The organism is Aquimarina sp. 433, assembly GCF_054054605.1.
This window is the reverse complement of the sequence record NZ_JBSWZK010000003.1, coordinates 85,020-106,161: the sequence shown is the minus strand read 5'-3', so window position 1 is coordinate 106,161 and position 21,142 is coordinate 85,020. Positions and strand designations below refer to the sequence as shown.

The 21,142-nt window shown below is 32.5% G+C and carries 21 protein-coding genes; 16 read left to right on the top strand and 5 right to left on the bottom strand.

The window, feature by feature from the left end; translation table 11 throughout:
- Nucleotides 1–9 precede the first annotated feature (9 nt).
- The 5 genes from ACWNT5_RS07275 (at nucleotide 10) to ACWNT5_RS07255 (ending at nucleotide 4,911) form a co-directional block, all read left to right on the top strand.
- Nucleotides 10–852, top strand: a complete 843-nt coding sequence (locus ACWNT5_RS07275; protein ID WP_456517000.1) for a metallophosphoesterase — start codon at nucleotides 10–12, stop codon at nucleotides 850–852.
- Nucleotides 853–989: 137 nt separating this feature from the next.
- Nucleotides 990–2,570: a carboxypeptidase-like regulatory domain-containing protein gene (locus tag ACWNT5_RS07270; RefSeq protein ID WP_299608490.1), complete on the top strand. Its 1,581-nt coding sequence runs from the start codon at nucleotides 990–992 to the stop codon at nucleotides 2,568–2,570.
- Between the two features lie 81 nt (nucleotides 2,571–2,651).
- Nucleotides 2,652–3,074: a hypothetical protein gene (locus ACWNT5_RS07265; RefSeq protein WP_299608494.1), complete on the top strand. Its 423-nt coding sequence runs from the start codon at nucleotides 2,652–2,654 to the stop codon at nucleotides 3,072–3,074.
- Between the two features lie 141 nt (nucleotides 3,075–3,215).
- Entirely contained in the window at nucleotides 3,216–3,887 is a 672-nt protein-coding gene (locus ACWNT5_RS07260; RefSeq protein ID WP_299608495.1) for a carboxypeptidase-like regulatory domain-containing protein, read from the top strand.
- 13 nt (nucleotides 3,888–3,900) lie between these two features.
- Nucleotides 3,901–4,911, top strand: a complete 1,011-nt coding sequence (locus ACWNT5_RS07255; RefSeq protein ID WP_299608497.1) for a transglutaminase domain-containing protein — start codon at nucleotides 3,901–3,903, stop codon at nucleotides 4,909–4,911.
- Nucleotides 4,912–5,007: 96 nt separating this feature from the next.
- On the opposite strand, the gene ACWNT5_RS07250 is transcribed toward ACWNT5_RS07255, so the two are convergent.
- Nucleotides 5,008–5,172, bottom strand: a complete 165-nt coding sequence (locus ACWNT5_RS07250) for a hypothetical protein (protein ID WP_299608501.1) — start codon at nucleotides 5,170–5,172, stop codon at nucleotides 5,008–5,010.
- Between the two features lie 338 nt (nucleotides 5,173–5,510).
- A complete protein-coding gene (locus ACWNT5_RS07245) occupies nucleotides 5,511–6,110 on the bottom strand; it encodes a fasciclin domain-containing protein (RefSeq protein WP_299608504.1) in 600 nt (199 codons plus the stop codon).
- A gap of 307 nt (nucleotides 6,111–6,417) precedes the next feature.
- On the opposite strand from ACWNT5_RS07245, the gene ACWNT5_RS07240 reads away from it, so the two are divergent.
- Together ACWNT5_RS07240 and ACWNT5_RS07235 are read left to right on the top strand one after the other, a co-directional pair.
- Nucleotides 6,418–7,869, top strand: coding sequence for an amidohydrolase (locus ACWNT5_RS07240; protein ID WP_299608507.1), 1,452 nt, complete (start codon nucleotides 6,418–6,420; stop codon nucleotides 7,867–7,869).
- Between the two features lie 194 nt (nucleotides 7,870–8,063).
- Entirely contained in the window at nucleotides 8,064–9,488 is a 1,425-nt protein-coding gene (locus ACWNT5_RS07235; protein ID WP_456516999.1) for a polysaccharide lyase, read from the top strand.
- A 43-nt stretch (nucleotides 9,489–9,531) separates the two neighbouring features.
- Here ACWNT5_RS07235 and obgE read toward each other — a convergent pair whose 3' ends face one another.
- Together obgE and ACWNT5_RS07225 are read right to left on the bottom strand one after the other, a co-directional pair.
- Nucleotides 9,532–10,527: a GTPase ObgE gene (gene obgE, locus ACWNT5_RS07230; RefSeq protein ID WP_299608512.1), complete on the bottom strand. Its 996-nt coding sequence runs from the start codon at nucleotides 10,525–10,527 to the stop codon at nucleotides 9,532–9,534.
- A 117-nt stretch (nucleotides 10,528–10,644) separates the two neighbouring features.
- Nucleotides 10,645–11,754, bottom strand: coding sequence for an adenylate kinase (locus ACWNT5_RS07225; RefSeq protein ID WP_456516998.1), 1,110 nt, complete (start codon nucleotides 11,752–11,754; stop codon nucleotides 10,645–10,647).
- Between the two features lie 167 nt (nucleotides 11,755–11,921).
- On the opposite strand from ACWNT5_RS07225, the gene ACWNT5_RS07220 reads away from it, so the two are divergent.
- The 9 genes from ACWNT5_RS07220 to ACWNT5_RS07180 all read left to right on the top strand — a co-directional run bounded on the left by ACWNT5_RS07220 (nucleotide 11,922) and on the right by ACWNT5_RS07180 (nucleotide 20,243).
- Complete coding sequence (locus ACWNT5_RS07220; RefSeq protein ID WP_456516997.1) at nucleotides 11,922–13,079, top strand: 5-(carboxyamino)imidazole ribonucleotide synthase; 1,158 nt, start codon at nucleotides 11,922–11,924, stop codon at nucleotides 13,077–13,079.
- Between the two features lie 91 nt (nucleotides 13,080–13,170).
- Complete coding sequence (purE, locus tag ACWNT5_RS07215; protein ID WP_456516996.1) at nucleotides 13,171–13,656, top strand: 5-(carboxyamino)imidazole ribonucleotide mutase; 486 nt, start codon at nucleotides 13,171–13,173, stop codon at nucleotides 13,654–13,656.
- A 687-nt stretch (nucleotides 13,657–14,343) separates the two neighbouring features.
- A complete protein-coding gene (locus ACWNT5_RS07210) occupies nucleotides 14,344–16,365 on the top strand; it encodes a M3 family metallopeptidase (protein ID WP_456516995.1) in 2,022 nt (673 codons plus the stop codon).
- 174 nt (nucleotides 16,366–16,539) lie between these two features.
- The gene (locus tag ACWNT5_RS07205; RefSeq protein WP_219009096.1) at nucleotides 16,540–17,043 is read left to right on the top strand and encodes a GbsR/MarR family transcriptional regulator; all 504 of its coding nucleotides are present in this window, start codon (nucleotides 16,540–16,542) and stop codon (nucleotides 17,041–17,043) included.
- A gap of 98 nt (nucleotides 17,044–17,141) precedes the next feature.
- Complete coding sequence (locus ACWNT5_RS07200) at nucleotides 17,142–17,507, top strand: hypothetical protein (protein WP_299608528.1); 366 nt, start codon at nucleotides 17,142–17,144, stop codon at nucleotides 17,505–17,507.
- 11 nt (nucleotides 17,508–17,518) lie between these two features.
- Entirely contained in the window at nucleotides 17,519–18,400 is an 882-nt protein-coding gene (locus tag ACWNT5_RS07195) for a methyltransferase domain-containing protein (protein ID WP_456516994.1), read from the top strand.
- A gap of 12 nt (nucleotides 18,401–18,412) precedes the next feature.
- Nucleotides 18,413–18,850: a hypothetical protein gene (locus tag ACWNT5_RS07190; RefSeq protein WP_456516993.1), complete on the top strand. Its 438-nt coding sequence runs from the start codon at nucleotides 18,413–18,415 to the stop codon at nucleotides 18,848–18,850.
- A gap of 11 nt (nucleotides 18,851–18,861) precedes the next feature.
- Nucleotides 18,862–19,773, top strand: coding sequence for a TIGR01777 family oxidoreductase (locus ACWNT5_RS07185; protein ID WP_456516992.1), 912 nt, complete (start codon nucleotides 18,862–18,864; stop codon nucleotides 19,771–19,773).
- Nucleotides 19,774–19,775: 2 nt separating this feature from the next.
- Nucleotides 19,776–20,243 carry an SRPBCC family protein gene (locus ACWNT5_RS07180; protein ID WP_456516991.1) on the top strand — a complete coding sequence of 156 codons (468 nt, stop codon included), beginning with the start codon at nucleotides 19,776–19,778 and terminating at the stop codon, nucleotides 20,241–20,243.
- 174 nt (nucleotides 20,244–20,417) lie between these two features.
- Here ACWNT5_RS07180 and ACWNT5_RS07175 read toward each other — a convergent pair whose 3' ends face one another.
- Nucleotides 20,418–20,981 carry a hypothetical protein gene (locus ACWNT5_RS07175; protein WP_456516990.1) on the bottom strand — a complete coding sequence of 188 codons (564 nt, stop codon included), beginning with the start codon at nucleotides 20,979–20,981 and terminating at the stop codon, nucleotides 20,418–20,420.
- Nucleotides 20,982–21,142: the final 161 nt, after the last annotated feature.

The window sequence follows — 21,142 nt, the reverse complement described above, 5'->3', positions numbered from 1 at the left end:
AAAAAATGTATGAATAGAAGAAAGTTTATAAAAAAAGGAATATTAGGAACTGCTGGAATTGCTATTGCCACAGGTTTTTACACTTGGCAAATAGAACCTTTTTGGTTAGAATTTGTTCATAGAAAAATGCCTGTGAAAAATCTCCCAGATCAATTTATTGGAAAAACACTGATGCAAATTAGTGATGTACATATTGGAAATGAATTTGATTATCAATACATCATTGATTCTTTTATCAAAGCTCAAAAACTTAATCCAGATTTTGTAGTATATACAGGTGATTATGTTAGCTACGAAAATGAACAACAATTTGCGCAGTTAGACGACGTTCTGAAGTACACAGTTCGAGGAAAAATTGGCACATATGGAGTTCTTGGCAATCATGATTATGGAGAGGAATGGTCTGAACAGGATGTTGCTGATCAAATTACCAACCAACTCGAACAAGCTGGAATTCAAATTTTAAGTAATAACTCGGAAAAAATAAACGGGCTAAACATTATTGGAATTGATGATTATTGGGGATTAAACTTTAACCCAAAACAAATATTATCACAACAAAACAAGAACGAAGCTAATATCACACTTTGCCATAATCCGGATGTTTGTGATCTAGATGTTTGGGATGATTATGAAGGATGGATATTATCTGGGCATACCCATGGAGGACAATGCAAACCACCTTTTCTAAAACCTCCTCTACTTCCGGTTAAGAATAAAAAATACGATGCTGGAGAAATTGATCTTACCAATGGAAGAAAACTATACATCAACAGAGCCATCGGACATTTATATCAGGTACGATTTAATGTAAGACCAGAAATTACCGTTTTTGAATTAGCAAAAACGTAAAATTTTAAATAGTACTACTATTACTTCAATTATGTTACAGAATTGTTATTTTAACATATACCATTGTGAAACAAAGAATTAAGCTTTATTTTTAATACGTTTTACAATTCATCTAATCAAATTCAATCAAAAACGGTATGTCTTTGTTTTCAAAACTGACACCAAAACCATATTTCTTTTTATTTATTTTTCAATCGATTATAGTATTTGGACAACAAAGTGAATTTATACAAGGAAAATTAGTCGATTCTAAAACCAAAGAACCGATTTCTTTTGCAACCATTAGAATCAAAAATAAATCTCAAGGTCTAATTTCAAATGCAGATGGTGGATTTAAGATTCCTACGAACATTCAAAACATAAGCGATACGCTAGTTGTATCTTCAATAGGATATATCTCTAAAAACATACTATTATCTCAACTCAAATCTGAACAAGTTAATGTCATATCATTAGTTCAGAAAATTGAAGAATTGGAAGAAGTCGTTGTAACGAATACCAAAAAGATAAAACGATATGGAGCAAATATAATTGTACGACTAGCCATAGAAAAGATACCAGAAAATCATCCATTTTCTCCTTTTTCATATGTAGGCTATTATAGAGATTACCAAATAAAAGATCAATCTTATATAAATTTAAATGAAGCCATTTTAGAAGTTTTTGATAAAGGTTTTGAATCTGATGATTTACAAGAAACCAAAATAAAAATATTAGAATACAAAAATAATTTAGACTTTCCCGTTGATACTATTGCCGCCAAACCCTATAATTATGTAAATAGAGATAAAATTATATCTAACAACGCAACATTGAATGGACAAGGCGGAAATGAATATACACTCTTAAGATTACATGATGCACTCCGAAACTATCGTATAAATACTTATGATTTTGTGAATAGATTTAACAGAAACTTCATAAAGAACCATAGATTTAAAATACTTCCCTCTACTTCTATTGATAATATACCATTATATACCATTGGTATTTCCAAAACCCAGCAAAACATAAAGGTTTCTGGAAAAATCTATATCAGCAAAGGAGATTTCAAAATCTATAAGATGATATATTCAGTTTTTGACTCATCTAAACCTGAAGATGAAGAAAAAAATACAACGGAAAAAACATCTGGAAAATTACTCTATGAAATCATTATAGAATACCAAGAACGTTTTGAAAAAATGTATCCAAGTTATATTTCATTTGATAATACATTTGAAACATCATATCCTCCAAAATTTTTCCCTGAAAAAGTATATGTAAATCAAATGCAAAAACGTTTCGAAATTGTTCTTAATAAAAGACCTTTTTCAAGAGAGGCTCTTAGAAAAAGAAATTATAGCCTATGGTATTATGGAACTAAACTACAAATAGACAGTATTCGACTACTACAAAAAAACATCTATATATATCCTAAAAAGAGAAAATTAGTTTTCGGCACCAAGCTTATTAGCAAGCAAAAAAAGCAAAGCCATAGAGCAATCGCTATAGAAATTAAAAACATCAGAGATTTAGAAGGAAACCTCATCAACCAAAGAGAATCAGTTTCTTTCCATCAGTACAGAGAGTTTTTTGTACAAGAATTATCCATAGATACAAAAGCAATACGTGACAGCTTATTTATGATAAAAACCAAACCAATCTTTAAAAGTAAATCTGTTATCTCTCCCGAAATATTATCCAACTACTGGATGAATACCCCTCTAAAGAATTAATAATCATTTTATGCAATAGAGTATGGATGAGTAACATTTCATGTATTTAATAGACCAGTAAGCATCAACAAAATTATTTTCATGACCGATTTATTGAAACTAGCGAGAATTCAAACGATACTAGTCTTCCTGTTTATTATACTCAAATTCATTCGACCAACTGTTTTAAATAGCAGCACCTATAACTGGGTTAAAATCGTGTTACTTTCATTACCCAATTTCTTTGAATCAATCATAGGGACATTCCTACTAACAGGAATAGGTCTTTATATTAATTTCCGTATACTCCCCGAAAAAACAAAAATCTCCATCTACAAACTTTACGTACTAGCAACTATACTAGCTGGAGTATATGTGATAACTCAAGAACTAAAAATTCATAACCTTGGAGGCAATAATGTCTATGATATTAATGACATCTTTTTTTCATTTATTGGTTTAATTGTTGGTTACTTTATGATAAGATGGATACAACCAAAGATTTACAATACAAATAGAGATTAACTCATTTAACTGCCAAGATAACTCTTCTTCACTCTGCAAAAAGCAATGTTTACCTATCTAAAAGCTGTGTTCCCTAATTCTACATTTTATATACAAAACAAAGCGTCTAAGTTTGATGTATAAACTAAAAAGAATAAGATTATGAATCAATTTACTGTAAACATCAAAGAGCCATGCCATCAGAATTTCGAAAACTTTTCTCCAACAGATAAAGGTGGATTTTGTAATCATTGTACAAAAGAAGTAATAGATTTTTCGGGTATGACTTCTGTAGAAATTACAAACTACTTTAAAAGCCAATCCTCGAATAACGTTTGTGGTCGATTTAAGAAACACCAATTAACTACTTACAAGGAATTTAGAAAAAGCCAGTTTAATGTTTTGGGAGCAATCACTATAGCTTGTATGGCATTATTCTCTTTTGCTAAGACTCATGCGCAAAACATAGATAATCAAACAAGAAACTCAATTAATAATCCTTCAAAACTTCAAAGTGCTATTAATGACAATTCGATTATAGTTAAGGGTATTGTTTCCGAAAGCGGAAATCCATTACCAGGTGCTAATATCCTACTAGAAGGAACTGCCATTGGTACATCAACAGATTTTGATGGCAATTTTGAATTTCCAGTAATGCTAAAAAAAGGAGATGTTCTGGTATTTAGCTATATTGGTTTTACGTCAAAAAAAGTAAAAATTCAAGATAACACCTCTGGAAACAATATTGCACTTAATGTAAATCTAAAACCAGATGGTTGTGTTCTGATGGGAAAAGTAGCTGTGAAAAAATTATATAGTTCTACAAAAGATTAATTTAAGCATACACATGAAATTTTTTCTTAGCACTACACTCTTTCTTCTAATTGCTTGCAATGTATTTTCCCAAGTTTCGGATTTTAAATCCGTAGACTTTACCAAAGCGGATAAGATTGCTTTTTCTTACAAAAGAGCTTCATTAGAAAATCTTCCGTTGTTAGCGTATCAGCTAACTAATGAATTACCTACTGAGGTAGAGAAATTCCGAGCGATATACACATGGGTTTGTCAAAATATAAAAGGAGATCAAGTGCAATTCTCTCAGGTAAGTAGAAAAAGAAGGAAGTATCGAAATGATTCCGTTTCATTTATGAAATGGAATCATCAATACAAGAAAAAAGTATTCAAGAGATTAGTAAACAAAAAGAAAACCATGTGTACAGGATATGCATATTTGGTTAAAGAACTTTGCAATTTGGTCGACATTTCTTGTAAAATTATTGATGGTTATGGCAGGTCTGTTTCCTCTAATATCAAAAAATTAGAAATGCCTAATCATTCTTGGAATGCTGTTAAGCTAAATAACAAATGGTACTTATGTGATGCTACTTGGTCTAGTGGCTACCTCGATGAATATGGTGTTTTTATCACTTCCTATAATGACGGCTATTTCTTAACTGATCCAGTATTTTTTGCCAAAAATCACTTTCCAATACATCAAGAATGGCTATTAGATGATACGATAAAAGTCTCTTCATTTGTAAGCGCTCCGTTGATCTATGGAGAAGCTTTTGCAAACGATATACAGCCCGTCTCACCGAATAAATTAGATACAGCTATACCTAAAAATACCGAAGTCGTTTTTAGTTTTAAATCTTCACGGAAAATCAAAAAAGATCATATTGAATTGGTTTATTACTCAGGATCAGAAGAAAAAAATATTCATATCTACAATACTCAAAACAACAATAACATCACATCTTTCACTTGTACTTTTAAAAATAAAGGACGTTATGACACACATCTTAGAATAAATGGTGATATTGTAGCTACTTATTCATTTAATGTTGGTAAAGGTTAAAGCAGAAATAAACCATGCTATTAAGAGGTTTTCTGCTCTATCTAAACTAATTGCTTTTGATATATATTATAGTTAGAAAACATATCAATTAATGAGCTATATCTTGTCATCATTAGTTCCATTTTTTAGGAAAAATCCTAAACTATTATTTTTAGTTGATGGAATAGGCGCATTACTAACTTTGGTGTTTTTATCCATTTTACTTCCTGCTATACGACAGCTCATAGGAATTCCACTAAAAGCACTACATTTTTTGGCCATAATAGCAATCGTACTGCTCCTATATTCTACTGTTTGCTTTTTCTTAAACCCTTTAAAATATGAATTTTTCGTAAAAATAATCGCATTTGCTAATCTAATCTATTGTTTTATAACTGTAGGGGCGGTTATCTTTTATTATGATCAGATGACGCTATGGGGATTCTTTTATTTTGGTCTTGAGGCTTTCATCATTCTGATTTTAGTTGCTCTAGAATTTAGAGTAGTTAGCAATAAAGTGTTTTCTAAACCTCTATAACCTTACAAAACAAAAAAAACCTCACAACTCTATCTATTGTGAGGTTTCCCGGTTTTAAACAAACACATTAAATTATGGTCTTTTATTTTTTCGGAAGCATAACTGTTTCAAGGGTATGAATCATTCCGTTTGTAGCTTCAATATCTGTTTTCATCAATCTTCCAGCATTTCCATTTTTATCGATCAAGTATATCTTTCCTCTTTTCCTACTAGCTATTAATTTGTTTCCTCCAAGAGTTCTTAATTTAACACTTCCGCCTCCTTCATTAATTGCTTTGATAATATCTTGTTCGTTTATCGTACCTGGTATAATATGACAATTTAAAATAGCTGCTAAGCTTTCTTTGTTTTCTTCTTTTTTAAGATCCTCTAACGTTCCTTTTGGAAGTTTAGAGAACGCTCCATTTAAAGGTGCAAAAACAGTAAATGATTTTTCTCCTTTGAATTTCTCAGAAAATTCTGAAGATTTTACGATTTCATTTAATTGAGTAAAAGCAATATCAAATGATAAAATCTCATTGATGGTAAGATTTTTATTTTCTTCTACAGGTATATCAGCTTGTGCAATTAACTTGTCATTTTTTCCTGCATTTGGATTTTTCTTTACAACCAAATTATCGCAAGAAACAAAAGTTATGATAAGAATAAGAGCTAAAAAATTAAATGGGGTTTTAATCTTCATTTTAAAAATTGATTTATTATTAATTCTTAAGTATGGATAACAACTTAATATCTATTCTATTACTTTATCTTGGGTTAAATCTATTGTAATTAACGTTAAGAAATGTTAACAAATGAGTATTCGTAAGTAGTAAGTTAGTAATCGTTTTTATGGACCTGTGGTTGTACCGTAAGCGTTTTATACAAATACATTTAAATCTTTAACCCCAGCTTATTACAGGTAATTCTTTATATAGGATTGAAACCATAAAAAAGTCTTATTTTTATGACTCGTATCACAAGCAAACTCATTCAATTCAGACTATCATATGAAATCATTCAACTTCATAAATCTATTCTTTTGTTCTGTATTAGCGTTTACTCCAATATATAGTCAAAAAAAGTTATCATCTACCAAGCAAGCCATTATTGCTTCTGTAGAAAAGCATCAAAAAGAGTTAATCGATATCAGCGATCAAATTTGGGCATTAGCAGAAACTGCTTTCGAGGAAAATCAATCATCTAAGTTACTGGCCGATTATGCAGAAAAACAAGGTTTCAAAGTAGAACGAGGTGTAGCAGGAATGCCAACTGCCTTTGTAGCTTCTTATGGTTCAGGAAAACCAGTAATTAGTGTACTTGGAGAGTTTGATGCATTACCAGGAATATCTCAAAAAGCACAACCTACAAAAGCTGCATTAACGGAAGGAGGCGCTGGTCACGGATGTGGACATAACCTGTTTGGTGCAGGAAGTTTAGGAGCTGCAATTGCAGTAAAAGAATTAATAGAATCTGGAAAAATTAAAGGAACTGTTAAGTTTTTTGGAACTCCGAGTGAAGAAAAGTACTTCGGGAAAATCTGGATGGTTAGAGAAGGCTTATGGGATGGTGTTGATGCTAATATTAGTTGGCATCCATCAGCTTCTACCAAAGCTGATGTTCAAAGTTCTCTGGCATTGGTAGATTTTAAAGTCGAATTTTTTGGGCAGGCAGCACATGCTTCTGCCGATCCATGGAACGGTAGAAGTGCTTCAGACGCATTAGAACTTTATACGACAGGTATCAACTATTACCGCGAACATGTAAAACCAACCGTGAGAATGCATTACCATATTCAGGATGGAGGGCAAGTAGTAAATGTAGTACCCGATTATTCCAGATTATGGATGCGAGTAAGAGACACTAAACGTTCTGGAATGATACCAGTATATGAGCGTGTTAAAAAAATGGCAGAAGGAGCTGCGATTATGGCGAATGTAGATTATAAAATCTCTCTAATTTCAGGAATTTATGAAGTCTTAGTTAATCGTGAAGGTGGAAAATTGATGCAACAGAACTTAGAACTTTTAGGACCAATCACTTATACAGATGAAGAAATTGCTTTTGGTAAAAAAATTCAAGAGGTTACCAAGAAAGAACAAGTTGGTATGGATAGTGCTATTAATCCGCTGGAAGAAACAAAAGAACATCCTGGTGGTGGTTCTACAGATGTTGGAGATGTTAGCTGGAATGTTCCGAATATCAATCTTGGAGTTACCACAGCTCCTAAAGACACACCATGGCATTCGTGGGCTGTTGTTGCTTGTGGTGGAATGAGTATTGGACATAAAGGAATGTTGTATGCATCAAAAGCAATGGCAATGACTATGACCGATCTTTACGAAGATCCAAAAGCTTTAGAAAAGGTAAAAGCTGAATATAAAGAACGTAAAGGAGATGAAGTTTATGAAGCTATTGTACCAGAAGGCCCTCCTCCAATTCCAAGCGATTCCAAAAAATAGTAAATAACAACTAGGAAGAACTTCTAGAAAAACTAATAAATTATTTTTTAAGTAAATTTTCGTAAAAAAATTTTAGTAAACAGAACAAAGATTTGCTTTTTACATTAGGTTTGCAGTATAACCAACGTAAACCATAAATAATAGTAAAGTAAATATTGTAGAGCTATACTATTATTTAGCAAACTCTTAACCTCATGAAGAAGAGATTGACATATCTCCTAGTATTTATTACATCCGTTACTTGCGTACATGCTCAATTATCAGGAACAGTAAAAGATCAATCAGGAAATCCAGTAGAAAATGCTTTAGTCTGTGATGCCAATAATGTATATAATTACACTAAAACTGATGAAAGCGGTAATTTTAATTTGCCCTCAGGTAATAGCAATACTCAATTAAGAATTGGCGCACTTAAGTACGAAACCATAAAGGTCACCTCAGAAAGAAATATAGTACTTGCTCCAGATCCATTATTAGCAAATGATGAATACCATATTAGCTTTGATCATTTGCGAGTTGGAGATACGTATACAGAAAATGAACTAAAGGATGACTTCCCCACTTCTAACGGAATTGGTTTTTACGACGGTCAGCTAGTAAATGGTCAAAAAGATGATACACAAGACAGAGCATCCGTAGATTATGAAAACAGTATCGATCCAGGAGGTGTTTCTTTAAAAGTAAAATACCCAAAAGGCTTATTAAAAACAGGGAATTCTGGAATAGACACTAGAATTCCATTAATGAATACCTTTAAAGATAATTATTATGAATCTTCGGATTTATATCTTTCGTACTGGATTAAATTTAGCGATGATTTTGACTTTAGTTTATGTGGCGGAAAGCTCCCAAGCTTAGGTGGATCAGATCCAAATACTCCTGATGGAGAAAGAGATAGAAATCGATGGAAAGGTAGAATTATGTTTCGAAAAGGAGGTGGAATTCAGTTTTATATGGAGCTTCCTGGAGAACAAGAACCTGCTGATGATGCTGCTAATGAAGATGAAAATGAATTACGCTTTTGGGGAGATCGAGTGGTAGATGGTGATAACATTTGTTCGTTTGAATATGAAAACTATCTGAAAGCACAAGGATGGCACAATATCGAACTACATTACGTATTGGAAAGTAGTCCAAATGGTAATGATGGCCTTTTTGAAGGTTGGGTAGATGGTGTAAATTATGATTTCGTTGGTTCTGACTATTTCAATTACTATAGAAACCCTTCAGAAAATAGAGAAAACATAACTATTAATCATATTCTCATTTCCACCTTCTTAGGAGGTTCTGATTATGACAATTACGCTCCTAAGGACAAAGATTTTTACGTATGGTTTGATGAATTTAGAGTATCGGAACAAAGAATCAACGAATGGGATTTTTACACCAATACTTTATCCGTCGAAGAGTCTAATGATATATCCAACAAAATTTTCCCCAATCCAAGTACCGGCGATTACAACCTACCTAAAAGCACAAATTGGATTGTATATGATATCACTGGAAAAGAAGTAAAAAATGGTAACGGTAAAACTGTTGACCTAAATGGATATTCCAAAGGAATATATTTTCTTAAAATGGAAAAATTTGATATTGCTACAAAACTAATTTTACAATAAGAAACAACAATAATGTTGTATAAAAAAGTAGTATGCGTAAAGATTAGTTAAGCATTTGCCATAACTTATCTTTAAGCTCTTGTAAACCTTGCTGAGCAACTGAAGAAATAAACAGATAAGGAATTTCTAACTGTTCATCTAGCTCAGCTCGCAACTCTGCTTTTAATTCATCATCGAGCATATCACATTTTGATATAGCAATTAATCGCTCTTTATCTAATAGATCTGGATTGTATCTTCGTAATTCATCTAATAGTATTTCGTATTGCTCCTTAATATCCTTTGCATCAGCAGGTATTAAAAACAATAAAGTAGAATTACGTTCTATATGCCTTAAGAAACGATGCCCGATTCCTTTTCCTTCTGCAGCCCCTTCTATAATACCAGGGATATCAGCCATCACAAAGGTCTGGAAGTCTCTGTATTCTACGATACCAAGATTTGGCTTTAATGTGGTAAACTCATAATCTGCAATTTTAGGTTTTGCAGAAGTAATCACAGATAACAATGTTGATTTTCCTGCATTCGGAAAACCTACCAATCCTACATCCGCTAAAATTTTTAATTCTAGCGTAATATCATGCTGCTGTCCCTCCACACCTGGTTGTGCGTATCGAGGTGTTTGATTTACAGAACTCTTAAAATGCCAGTTTCCTCTTCCTCCCATTCCTCCTTCGGCAATGATAATTTCTTGTCCTGCTTCCGTAATTTCATGAAGAATATTCTGTGTTTCTGTATCTCTTATTACAGTACCTAAAGGAACATCTATAAAAACATCTCCTCCATCGGCTCCTGTACTTCTATTTTTACTTCCGTGTCCTCCATGCTCCGCTCTAAAATGTCTTTTAAACTTTAGATGATACAGAGTCCACATATTAGCATTTGCTCTAATAATGATATGACCACCTCGACCTCCATCTCCTCCATCTGGTCCTCCTTTGGTGATATACTTTTCTCTATGTAAATGCACGGATCCTTTACCTCCATTTCCTGAAGTTACATGCAACTTTACATAATCTACAAAATTCCCTTCTGTCATCCTACGTGATATCTTTTTAGATCAATTGGAAGCGTATCCAATGATTCATTTTCTGGTACTTTCTGAACAGGTCAAAAAACTATTTAAGTTTTTTGACCATATCATGAACTTTCTTAATTATAAAGTATCGATTACCGAACTAAGACGCTCAGTGATTTCTTCAATTCCTCCTACTCCATCTACTCCATAATATTTATCTTGTTTTTGGTAGTAGTTTTTAAGAATCGCAGTTTCGTTATAATATACTTTAATACGATTTCTAATCACTCCTTCATCGGCATCATCAGGACGTCCCGATGTTTTTCCGCGCTCCAATAAGCGTTGTACCAATACCTCATCATCCACTTCTAATGCGACCATAGCACTAACTTCTGATCCTTTAGAAGTTAATAATTCTGCTAAGGAATCAGCCTGCGCTTCTGTTCTAGGAAAACCATCAAAAATGAATCCTTTTGCTTCAGGGTTTTTATCTACTTCAGCATTTAGCATATCGATAGTAACTTCATCAGGAACCAACTGACCTTTATCAATATATGATTTTGCCAATGTACCTAATTCTGTAGCATTTTTTATGTTGTATCTAAATACATCTCCTGTAGAAATATGTACTAGATTGTATTTTTCTTTTAAAACTTCTGCTTGTGTTCCTTTTCCTGCTCCTGGAGGTCCGAATAACACTAAATTTGTCATGTTGTCTTGTTTTAATTGGTAAACTTCTGTAAGATTTCGTCCTAAACCATTATAATCTAATCCGTATCCCACAATAAATCGATTTGGGATCTCTATCCCAATATAGTCTATATGAATTTCTTTGGTATATGCCTCTGGTTTAAAAAATAAGGTAGCAATTTTTATATCGGTACAACCTTTACTTTTTAGTATGTCGATCAATTCCTCTATGGTATGACCTGTATCAATTATATCTTCTAGAATAACAACAGTTCTATCAGAAACATCTTCCTGTAAACCAATAAGTCTAGATACTTCAGAAGTTGTCTGAATACCATCATAAGAGGCTAATTTTACAAAACTTATCTCACATTCATGATTAAATCGTTTCAATACTTCTGAAACAAACATAAACGCACCATTTAACACCCCTAAAAAAAGTGGTTTCTTATCCGATAAATCATTAGAAAGATTAAGAGATAATGTATCTATTGCTGCTGAGATTTCATCTTCGGCAATAAAGGGTGTAAATTTTAAATCGTGCAGTGTAATCGTCATAGTATTAGATTATCACGGTGGCCTTTTTGTTTTTAAAGGCGCAAAGATAGTGATTACAAACAACACTTATATTAGTTATCTACTGCATTTACTGTATAATATTAAGGTTTTTACTTATTAAAAATTTATTTTTGTTGCCCAAGGCAATTTTTAGATACTCCAAAACAATGACAAACTATTTTTCGTCAGAATTTAAGCTAGGTATTCTGGGTGGTGGCCAATTAGGTAAGATGATGCTGTATGAAACCCGGAAATATGATATTTGCACTTATGTTCTTGACCCCAACCCCGATGCCCCTTGTAGAATTGCTTGTGATCATTTTCAGCAAGGAGACCTAATGGATTATAATACTGTTTACAATTTTGGAAAAAAAGTAGATGTACTCACTTTTGAAATTGAAACAGTAAATACCAAAGCATTAGCCCAATTAGAAAAAGAAGGCATAAAAGTATATCCTAATGCTGCCACTTTAGAAAAAATACAAAACAAAGGCAGGCAAAAGCTTTTTTATAAAAAACAGGAAATACCAACTGCTCCATTTGTACAATTTTCTAATAAAGCACACTTGGCAGAAGGCATTACCAATGGGAAGGTAAAACTTCCTTTTGTCTGGAAAAGTACGCAAGGTGGCTATGATGGTAAAGGTGTTTCTATTATTAGAACTGGAGCAGATATTGCCAAACTACCTGATAATGAATGTATCGCAGAAAAGTTAATTGATTTCAAAAATGAACTAGCGGTAATTGTTGTTCGTAACCCCAAAGGAGAAATTAAAACGTATCCTGTAGTAGAAATGGAATTTCATCCAGAAGCAAACCAAGTAGAATATGTTATTTGTCCTGCTAGAATAGACAATGAAATTGCGGAAAAAGCTAGAGCAATAGCAGAACAAGTTTCGGAAGCTTTTGAACACGTAGGGCTACTGGCTGTAGAAATGTTTCAAACTAAAGATGATGAAATCTTAGTTAATGAAGTAGCTCCAAGACCGCACAATAGCGGACACTATAGTATTGAAGCAAGTTACACAAATCAATTTGAGCAACATATAAGAGCTATTTTAGATTTACCTCTAGGAGCTACAGAAAGTAAAGTAGCAGGAATTATGGTAAATCTTGTTGGTGCTGAAGGATTTTCGGGGAATGTAGTCTATGAAAATATTGAGACCATTATGAATATGGATGGAGTTACTCCTCATATTTATGGTAAAAAGAAAACAAGACCCTTCAGAAAAATGGGACACGTTACTATTGTAAATGAAGATATTTCAGAAGCCAGAAAAATAGCCGAAAAAGTAAAAAATACTATAAGAGTGATAAGCGAATAAATACGCTAAAAAATTGGTTTTTTGTAATTCGAAAGCATATGTATGCTTTGATTAAAAACATCAAATATTAATTAAAATTAAAAACAATTATATGAGCAAAGTAGGAATCATTATGGGAAGTACAAGCGATATGCCCGTAATGGAAAAAGCAATTGAAATTCTCAAAGGTTTTGATATAGAAGTTGAAGTAGATATTGTTTCTGCTCATCGTACTCCTGAAAAATTATTTGATTACGGTAAAAATGCTCATACTCGCGGAATATCTGTTATCATTGCAGGTGCTGGAGGAGCTGCACATCTACCAGGTATGGTAGCATCTCTATCTCCTCTTCCTGTAATAGGAGTTCCTGTGAAATCAAGAAACTCTATCGATGGATGGGATTCTGTATTATCGATTCTTCAAATGCCTGGAGGAGTTCCTGTAGCAACTGTAGCCCTTGATGGCGCTATGAATGCGGGAATTCTTGCCGCACAAATTATCGGTGCATCAGACAAATGTGTATTAGATAAAATACTAGTTTACAAAGAAGGATTAAAGCAAAAAGTAATCGAAGGCGCTAAGCAGATTAATATGTAATACATAAAAAAAGAGTATAAAAAAAAGAGCCGCTCCTCAGCGGCTCTTCCAATATCAGGTCTTACAATAGAATATAACAATATTTATTAACCAACTTAAATATATTACACAAAAAATTCATCGTAAGACCATACTCTTAAAACCTAGTACAAAGGTAAACCCTTACTTTAATTACGCAATAATTATCTCTCAAAACTTATTAACAATTTCGATAAATTACATATTTTACCGATAAAAAGCTTAAATTTTACTTTTTTTTGAATTTTTCTCATGGAAAAACCAGACATTTTAAAGAATTCTCTATCAGAATAGTAGATTTTGACAGTTTATTAACAAAAAAAAGAGCTACATTTCATGCAACTCTTTTAATTTTTGATCTTTACAAAGAATATTATTGACATCCATACCCCTGATTACAATAATGTGTTTATTACTTTGTTTAGACCATTACTAATAAACCTACACAAATCTAATTCTATCCTATATCTTTGTAGCAAAAAGTGATTGAATTAGATCCTTGATTATCGATAAAAAGCACATTTTTTCGACAAAATCACACTTTGTTTTAGAAAACAGATTTAAAGAACAGAATAATAAATCATGAGAAAACTCATCACGTTTAATATATAGAACAGCAAATGATTAATGATGAGTTCCATGTGACCTTCAAAAAAATAGTATAAGTACATGAAAAATCCTTTATTAGAATCTTTTGACCTAGCTCCTTTTTCTCAGATACAATCCGAGCATTTTTTACCAGCGATTAAAAATGCTATATCTATTGCAAAAGAAGAAGTAGACACTATTGTAACAAATACAGAAAAACCATCTTTTTCTAACACTATAGAAAAATTAGAATATAGTGGCGAGCTTTTAGACCGTGTTACAAGCATATTTTTTAACTTAAATAGTGCTGAAACTAATGAGGAGATTCAAAAAATAGCACAAGAGGCTTCTCCTCTATTATCAGAATTTAGAAATGATATTGCTTTAAATAAAGATCTTTTTAAAAGAATTGAAACGGTTTATTTAAACAAAAGTAACCTTGATCTTTCTGCAGAACAAAGCACATTATTAGAAAAAAGATATAAATCGTTTTCTAGAAATGGAGCTAATCTTCCAGATGATAAAAAAGAACAACTAAGAGAAATTGACAAAGAACTTTCTCAATTGAGTCTAAAATTTGGTGAAAATGTACTAGCAGAAACAAATAAATTTGAGATGCTATTAACCGATGAAGCTGATCTTTCTGGTTTACCTGAAGGTGCTAAAGAAGCAGCAAAAGCGCTTGCCGAATCCAAGGAAAAAGAAGGATGGTTAATCAACTTAGACTATCCTAGCTATATTCCTTTTATGACCTATGCAGATAATAGAGAATTAAGAAAAAAAATGTCTCTGGCGTTTGCTTCTAAAGGTTTCCATAATGACGAGTTAGACAATCAAGAAATTGTTCTGAAGATTGCAAAATTAAGACACCAACGTGCGGAAGTTCTTGGATATTCGTCTCACGCAGCGTACGTTTTAGAAGAACGTATGGCCGAAACTCCAGAAAAAGTATTCTCCTTTTTAAATGAGATATTAGAAAAAGCGAAACCAGCAGCAGAAAGAGAATTCAAACAATTAGAAAATTTTGCTAAAGAATTAGATGGTATTGATCAATTACAAAAATGGGATGGAGCTTATTATTCAGAAAAGCTAAAGAAAAAGCTTTTTGATCTAGATGATGAAAAATTAAAACCATATTTTAAATTAGAAAATGTAATTGATGGTGTTTTCCAAGTTTCTTCTAACTTATTTGGATTACAATTTGAAGAGACCAATGAAGTAGACAAATACCATGAAGAAGTAAAAACTTATCATGTAAAAGATACTGATGGCAATTTTATTGCAGTGTTCTATGCTGATTTTCACCCAAGAGCTGGAAAACGAAATGGTGCATGGATGACGTCTTATAAACCTCAAATGAGAAAAGATGGAGAAAATATAAGACCGCATATTTCAATAGTTTGCAATTTTACAAAACCAACACCTAGTAAGCCATCACTATTAACTTTTAATGAAGTTACTACCTTATTTCATGAATTCGGACACGCATTACACGGAATGCTCGCAGACACCATATATCCTGGATTATCTGGCACCAGTGTTTATTGGGATTTTGTAGAGTTACCAAGTCAGGTTTTAGAGAACTGGTGTTACGAGAAAGAAGCCTTAGAACTATTCGCTAAACATTATGAAACAGGAGAAGTAATTCCGATGGAATTGATTCAAAAAATAAAGGAATCATCCACTTTTATGGAAGGCTTAGCTACGTTACGCCAATTAAGCTTTGGGCTATTAGACATGTCTTGGCATGCCAACGATCCTAGTGAAATTAAAAATGTAAAAACACATGAGAAAAAGGCTTTTGAAGGCACGTCTTTATATCCTGATGTAGCAGAAAATTGTATGAGTACTGCCTTTTCTCATATCTTTCAAGGAGGATATTCTGCGGGGTATTACTCTTATAAATGGGCAGAAGTATTAGACGCAGATGCTTTTGACTATTTCAAAGAGCGAGGGATCTTTGATAAAGAAGTAGCAACCAAGTTTAAGGATCACGTACTTTCTAAAGGAGGTACTGAAAATCCAATGACCTTATATAAACGTTTCAGAGGACAAGAACCAAAGCCCGAAGCTTTATTAAAACGTGCAGGATTGATTAAGTAATATAACACAATGCTAAAAAACGGGGTTCAGTATGATATTGAACCCCTTTTTTTTATATCTCTGCTTTCAAAAAACTATAGCTTAAAAGTACCATAAATACATGTTTTAATGTATCTATAAAAATTAAACTTTCAAAAATTACTGAAAGTTTAAAATATTTTATATATTTGTCCTATGAACTACAATGAAGCAAAAGATAAATTTATTTCCACTTGGGGAGCTTTAGGAACTCTTTGGGGTATCAACAAAGCCATGGCACAAATTCATGCTTTGTTATGGATATCTCCAGAACCCCTCTCTATGGAGGACATTATGGAAGAGTTACATATCTCTAGAGGTAACACGAGTATGAACTTACGTCAATTAATGGATTGGGGTATTGTTTTTAAAGAAAGTAAACCAGGAGAACGTAAAGAGTATTTCGTTTCGGAAAAAGATGTACAAGAACTTGCCAGACAAGTAGCCAAAGAACGCAGCAGACGTGAAATAAAGCCTGTGATTAAAGTATTAAGAGAAGTATCTGGAATTGAAAATGACGGCTCTAAAAAAACAGAAGAGCTGATTAAGCAAACCAAATCGCTCTATGAACTGGCAGATAGTGCGGATACGATGATGAATAAAATTGTAAATCAAGAATCGAATTGGATCACTAAGACATTAATGAAACTGATTAAATAAACAACGAAAACATACTTTAAGCAAAAGAGAGGAAGCAATTCCTTTTCTTTTTCAAAATATGTTTCAAAAATTATTGAAACTTTAAAACTATTAGAATTATGAAAACGATACATAACATTAACAAATGGAGTTTTATTATCACGCTTATACTTTACATAACGGTTTATCTAGGACTATTAGCTCAAATTCCACTAGGTTTTATTCAGTTTGTTCTAGCGTGTTCTATACTGGCATATTGGAAAAAACTGAATATCCAATCTAAAAAATTGATAGTTGGCTATTGGTCTTTATTTGTCTTGTATTGGGTATCATTTCTTATCCTAAACCAAAACTTTGAAAGCCTATTTGGATTGTTTTTCTTTTCTGTAATCCCGATGAGTATTGCTTCTTATTTTGTCTATGTAACCTACAAAATAAAGAAGTATGTAGAACAAATTGAATTTAAGCCTTCTTTTTATAATTAATACTTAAAATTATGAACACCACCATCCCTCTTTTACATAAAATTAGATTTCAAAAATCAAACAAAGAAAAACTCATAGAGCTTTATAACGAAGCTACTGAAGATTATGAATTCTGGAGCAAAGATTTCAATATGCATTTTGGGTATTACATTCCTTTTAAAACTACCCTTTTTAAAAGAGACACTATGCTCAACGAGATGAATAATCAAGTTTTTAAAAGATTACAATTTAATAAGCAAAAAGGTATTGTAGCGGATCTTGGTTGTGGTATTGGAGGCACTATGAAATATGGACTCAGAAAATACCCAAGGCTTCATATGCTAGGTGTAACACTATCTTCTTTTCAGGTGACTGAAGGAAACAAGAGACTTCATAAAATGAATGGACTTATTTTACAGGAAAATTACAATCATACTTCTTTTGCCGATAACAGTTTTGATAGTGCTTACGCTATAGAGAGCTTTTGCCATTCTGGCCATAGTGATACTGCCCTCTCTGAGGCGTATAGAATTATTAAACCCGGAGGCAAGTTAGTGATTGCAGATGCCTTTCTTAAGAAAGAAGAAGATCAATTATGTATAGGAAGCCATTATTGTTATAAGCAACTGTGCAAGGGATGGAGTTTAGAAGGATTAGGAAGCATTCAAAATGTAAAAAAGTCATTAGAACGTATTGGATTCAAAAAAGTAGTTATAGAAGATGTATCCTTTAGAGTTGCTCCTTCTGTACTTCATGTACCATTTGCGATTACTGGATTTATTTTCAAAAAATTGATCAGAAAAGAAAATCTAAAAGTACAAAGCTGGAAAAACCTAAAAGGCTCTTTGTTTGCCCTACTATCTGGTTTGCATATGCAAAGTTTTGGATATTACATCGTAACAGCTGAAAAATAAGGTATATTAAAGATGACAATTAAAATCATATATCAATGGAGTTATATTGGGATCGCTACCCTGATTTCAACAATTACATTATTTTATTATGCCAAAGAATTGCCAGAATTGATTACTAATGATAAACTATCCATAGAAATAGTAATGTGTGCAGGCCAATTAATCTGGCAAGGTGGTATTATAATGTTATGCATTAAAAGAAAAATTCATACATACTTATGTCATATGATTACAGTTTCTTTATTAGGCTCTTTAGTACTAATTCCATTATTGTTTTTATATCAAGTAGCGTTGATAAGTGTAGAAATCAAAGTTCTTCTATTTCTAATAGTGGTTAGTTTAATGATCATTGAACATGCTAGGAGAGTAAAAAAACTAAAACTACCCTCCTATCTTACAGCAACTTGGGTTCTATACAGACTCGCTTGGTTACCTATTTTATTATTTTAAAAAGAATACGAATGAAAAAACTAGTTATAGCAGCAGGCACAGGGTTTTTAGGAGATATTTTGGTAGAATATTTCAAAAATAAAGTTGATACCATCATCATACTAACTCGTGGAGAAAACAGAACGTTGAATAATATCCGATATGTACAATGGGATGCAAAATCCATTGGTAATTGGCAAAGCGAATTAGAAGGTGCAGATGTCTTAATCAATATGACTGGAAAATCAGTGGATTGTAGATATCATCAAAAAAACAAAGACCTTATTCTTTCCTCTAGAGTAGAATCTACTAATGTTTTAGGAAAAGTAATTTCTAACTGTGTAAATCCTCCAAAAGTCTGGTTAAATTCTTCTACAGCTACAATCTACAGACATTCTCTAGATATGGAAATGGATGAAATCAACGGTGAAATAGGAACTGGATTTTCTGTAAACGTAGCCACCAATTGGGAACATGCATTCTTTTCTCATCATACTCCAAAAACTAGAAAAGTAGCACTAAGAACCTCTATCGTATTAGGAAAAAAGGGTGGTGCTTTACAACCAATTCTTAATCTTGTGAAAATTGGATTTGGAGGCAAACAAGGAAAAGGAAATCAAAAATTTAGTTGGATCCATGAAATTGATTTTGCAAGAAGCTTGGAGTTTATTATTAACAATCCTGAGATGGAAGGTCCAATTAATATCGTAGCACCTAATCCATCGGATAACAAGACGCTGATGCAAACATTAAGAAAAGTGACGAACATAAACATTGGAATCCCATTACCAAAATTTCTTTTGGAGATCGGAGCTCGTATGATCAAAACTGAAACTGAACTCATTTTAAAAAGTAGAAATGTAATTCCGAAAAAAATGCAAGAAGCGGGTTTTCAATTTACATATCCAGATCTTACTGAAGCAACTAAAGAACTTACTTCATAATTATGACTATTATTACATTACATACAATGATTAAGGCTCCTATAGCAACTGTCTTTGATGCAGCTAGAAATATAGATCTTCATATGAAATCCGCTCACAAAACTAGAGAAAAAGCTATTGCAGGAAAAACATCAGGTTTGATCAATCTATACGAAACCGTAACTTGGAGAGGAAAACATTTTGGTTGCTCCCTACAACATCAAAGTAAAATAACATCACTTAGGTATCCTACTTATTTTATTGATGAAATGATCAAAGGTCATTTTAAAAGTTTTAAGCATCAGCATATTTTTAAAGAAACGTCTTCTGGGACCGAAATGATCGATGTTTTGGAATACAAAACTCCTTATGGTTTTATAGGTCGCCTATTTGATCGATTGCTTCTAAAAAAACATCTCATCACTTTTTTAAAAATTAGAAATGATCATATTAAAATCGAAACCGAAAAAACAGTGTATATTCAAGAGTAAACCTGAAAAGTTCTGAAAAAACTATTACGAATCTGCCATCGTGGGCATTTCAGGCTGAGTATATAACCAAACATTACAAGGATTCATCACTCAATTCGGTAATAAGATTTCATTAATGACTTTTCAGGTTAACCACTCCCAATTTAACTATTGTATTAGGATATCAACTTTATATTACTCTTCGATCGCAAAACAATAAATACGCACATCTCCAGAGGTTCCCATGATATTATTCGCTTCAGTTCCTTTATAAATTGGCTGAAAAGCATATTCTCCAAGAGCTAAAGCTGGCATTACCATCTCGTATAAATTACCTTCTATTTTTTTTAATTCTGGAATCACCAAATGCTCGCTAATATCTTTACTTCCTCCACCCATAGAGTTTCCTTTTTGTATAAATCGTCTGTATTTCTTTCGTTTTTTTACGACATCTGCCTTAGAGATAATAACAATATCTAGCGGATCTATTCCTTCGTCTAGTGCTATGATAAATTTCGGAAGTTCATTTGGACGAAATCTAACATCTGAATATTTACTATTAAATATGGTCAAATATTGATTCACTCCTCCGTATCCAAAACCTATTGCTTTGGCTTCTATTTTAGCACCTTTACGCTCAAATGATTGTACATTCCCATCCTTTATATAATAGGGAACAAAGTTTTTTTCTACTTCTTGAGCTTGCACACTAACCAAAAATCCTAGTTGAAGTATTAGTAACCAAGTAATTTTTTTCATTATTTCTACTTTTTTTGTTTAACCGGCAGATGATGATACTCCTTTTAATTTTATCGAACAGCGTTAATAAATCAGGATTTATCAAATGACGGATTGATTAAAAATGTTTAAGCAAACTTAACCTCATCGTCCACTTCAAAAAATACCCAATTACAGGTATA

Coding starts and splice junctions, on each gene's coding strand:
- ACWNT5_RS07275 (WP_456517000.1), top strand. CDS start 10: ATGAATAGAAGAAAGTTTATAAAAAAAGGAATATTAGGAACTGCTGGA.
- ACWNT5_RS07270 (WP_299608490.1), top strand. CDS start 990: ATGTCTTTGTTTTCAAAACTGACACCAAAACCATATTTCTTTTTATTT.
- ACWNT5_RS07265 (WP_299608494.1), top strand. CDS start 2,652: ATGACCGATTTATTGAAACTAGCGAGAATTCAAACGATACTAGTCTTC.
- ACWNT5_RS07260 (WP_299608495.1), top strand. CDS start 3,216: ATGAATCAATTTACTGTAAACATCAAAGAGCCATGCCATCAGAATTTC.
- ACWNT5_RS07255 (WP_299608497.1), top strand. CDS start 3,901: ATGAAATTTTTTCTTAGCACTACACTCTTTCTTCTAATTGCTTGCAAT.
- ACWNT5_RS07250 (WP_299608501.1), bottom strand. CDS start 5,172: ATGGCCAAAAAATGTAGTGCTTTTAGTGGAATTCCTATGAGCTGTCGT.
- ACWNT5_RS07245 (WP_299608504.1), bottom strand. CDS start 6,110: ATGAAGATTAAAACCCCATTTAATTTTTTAGCTCTTATTCTTATCATA.
- ACWNT5_RS07240 (WP_299608507.1), top strand. CDS start 6,418: ATGAAATCATTCAACTTCATAAATCTATTCTTTTGTTCTGTATTAGCG.
- ACWNT5_RS07235 (WP_456516999.1), top strand. CDS start 8,064: ATGAAGAAGAGATTGACATATCTCCTAGTATTTATTACATCCGTTACT.
- obgE (WP_299608512.1), bottom strand. CDS start 10,527: ATGACAGAAGGGAATTTTGTAGATTATGTAAAGTTGCATGTAACTTCA.
- ACWNT5_RS07225 (WP_456516998.1), bottom strand. CDS start 11,754: ATGACGATTACACTGCACGATTTAAAATTTACACCCTTTATTGCCGAA.
- ACWNT5_RS07220 (WP_456516997.1), top strand. CDS start 11,922: ATGACAAACTATTTTTCGTCAGAATTTAAGCTAGGTATTCTGGGTGGT.
- purE (WP_456516996.1), top strand. CDS start 13,171: ATGAGCAAAGTAGGAATCATTATGGGAAGTACAAGCGATATGCCCGTA.
- ACWNT5_RS07210 (WP_456516995.1), top strand. CDS start 14,344: ATGAAAAATCCTTTATTAGAATCTTTTGACCTAGCTCCTTTTTCTCAG.
- ACWNT5_RS07205 (WP_219009096.1), top strand. CDS start 16,540: ATGAACTACAATGAAGCAAAAGATAAATTTATTTCCACTTGGGGAGCT.
- ACWNT5_RS07200 (WP_299608528.1), top strand. CDS start 17,142: ATGAAAACGATACATAACATTAACAAATGGAGTTTTATTATCACGCTT.
- ACWNT5_RS07195 (WP_456516994.1), top strand. CDS start 17,519: ATGAACACCACCATCCCTCTTTTACATAAAATTAGATTTCAAAAATCA.
- ACWNT5_RS07190 (WP_456516993.1), top strand. CDS start 18,413: ATGACAATTAAAATCATATATCAATGGAGTTATATTGGGATCGCTACC.
- ACWNT5_RS07185 (WP_456516992.1), top strand. CDS start 18,862: ATGAAAAAACTAGTTATAGCAGCAGGCACAGGGTTTTTAGGAGATATT.
- ACWNT5_RS07180 (WP_456516991.1), top strand. CDS start 19,776: ATGACTATTATTACATTACATACAATGATTAAGGCTCCTATAGCAACT.
- ACWNT5_RS07175 (WP_456516990.1), bottom strand. CDS start 20,981: ATGAAAAAAATTACTTGGTTACTAATACTTCAACTAGGATTTTTGGTT.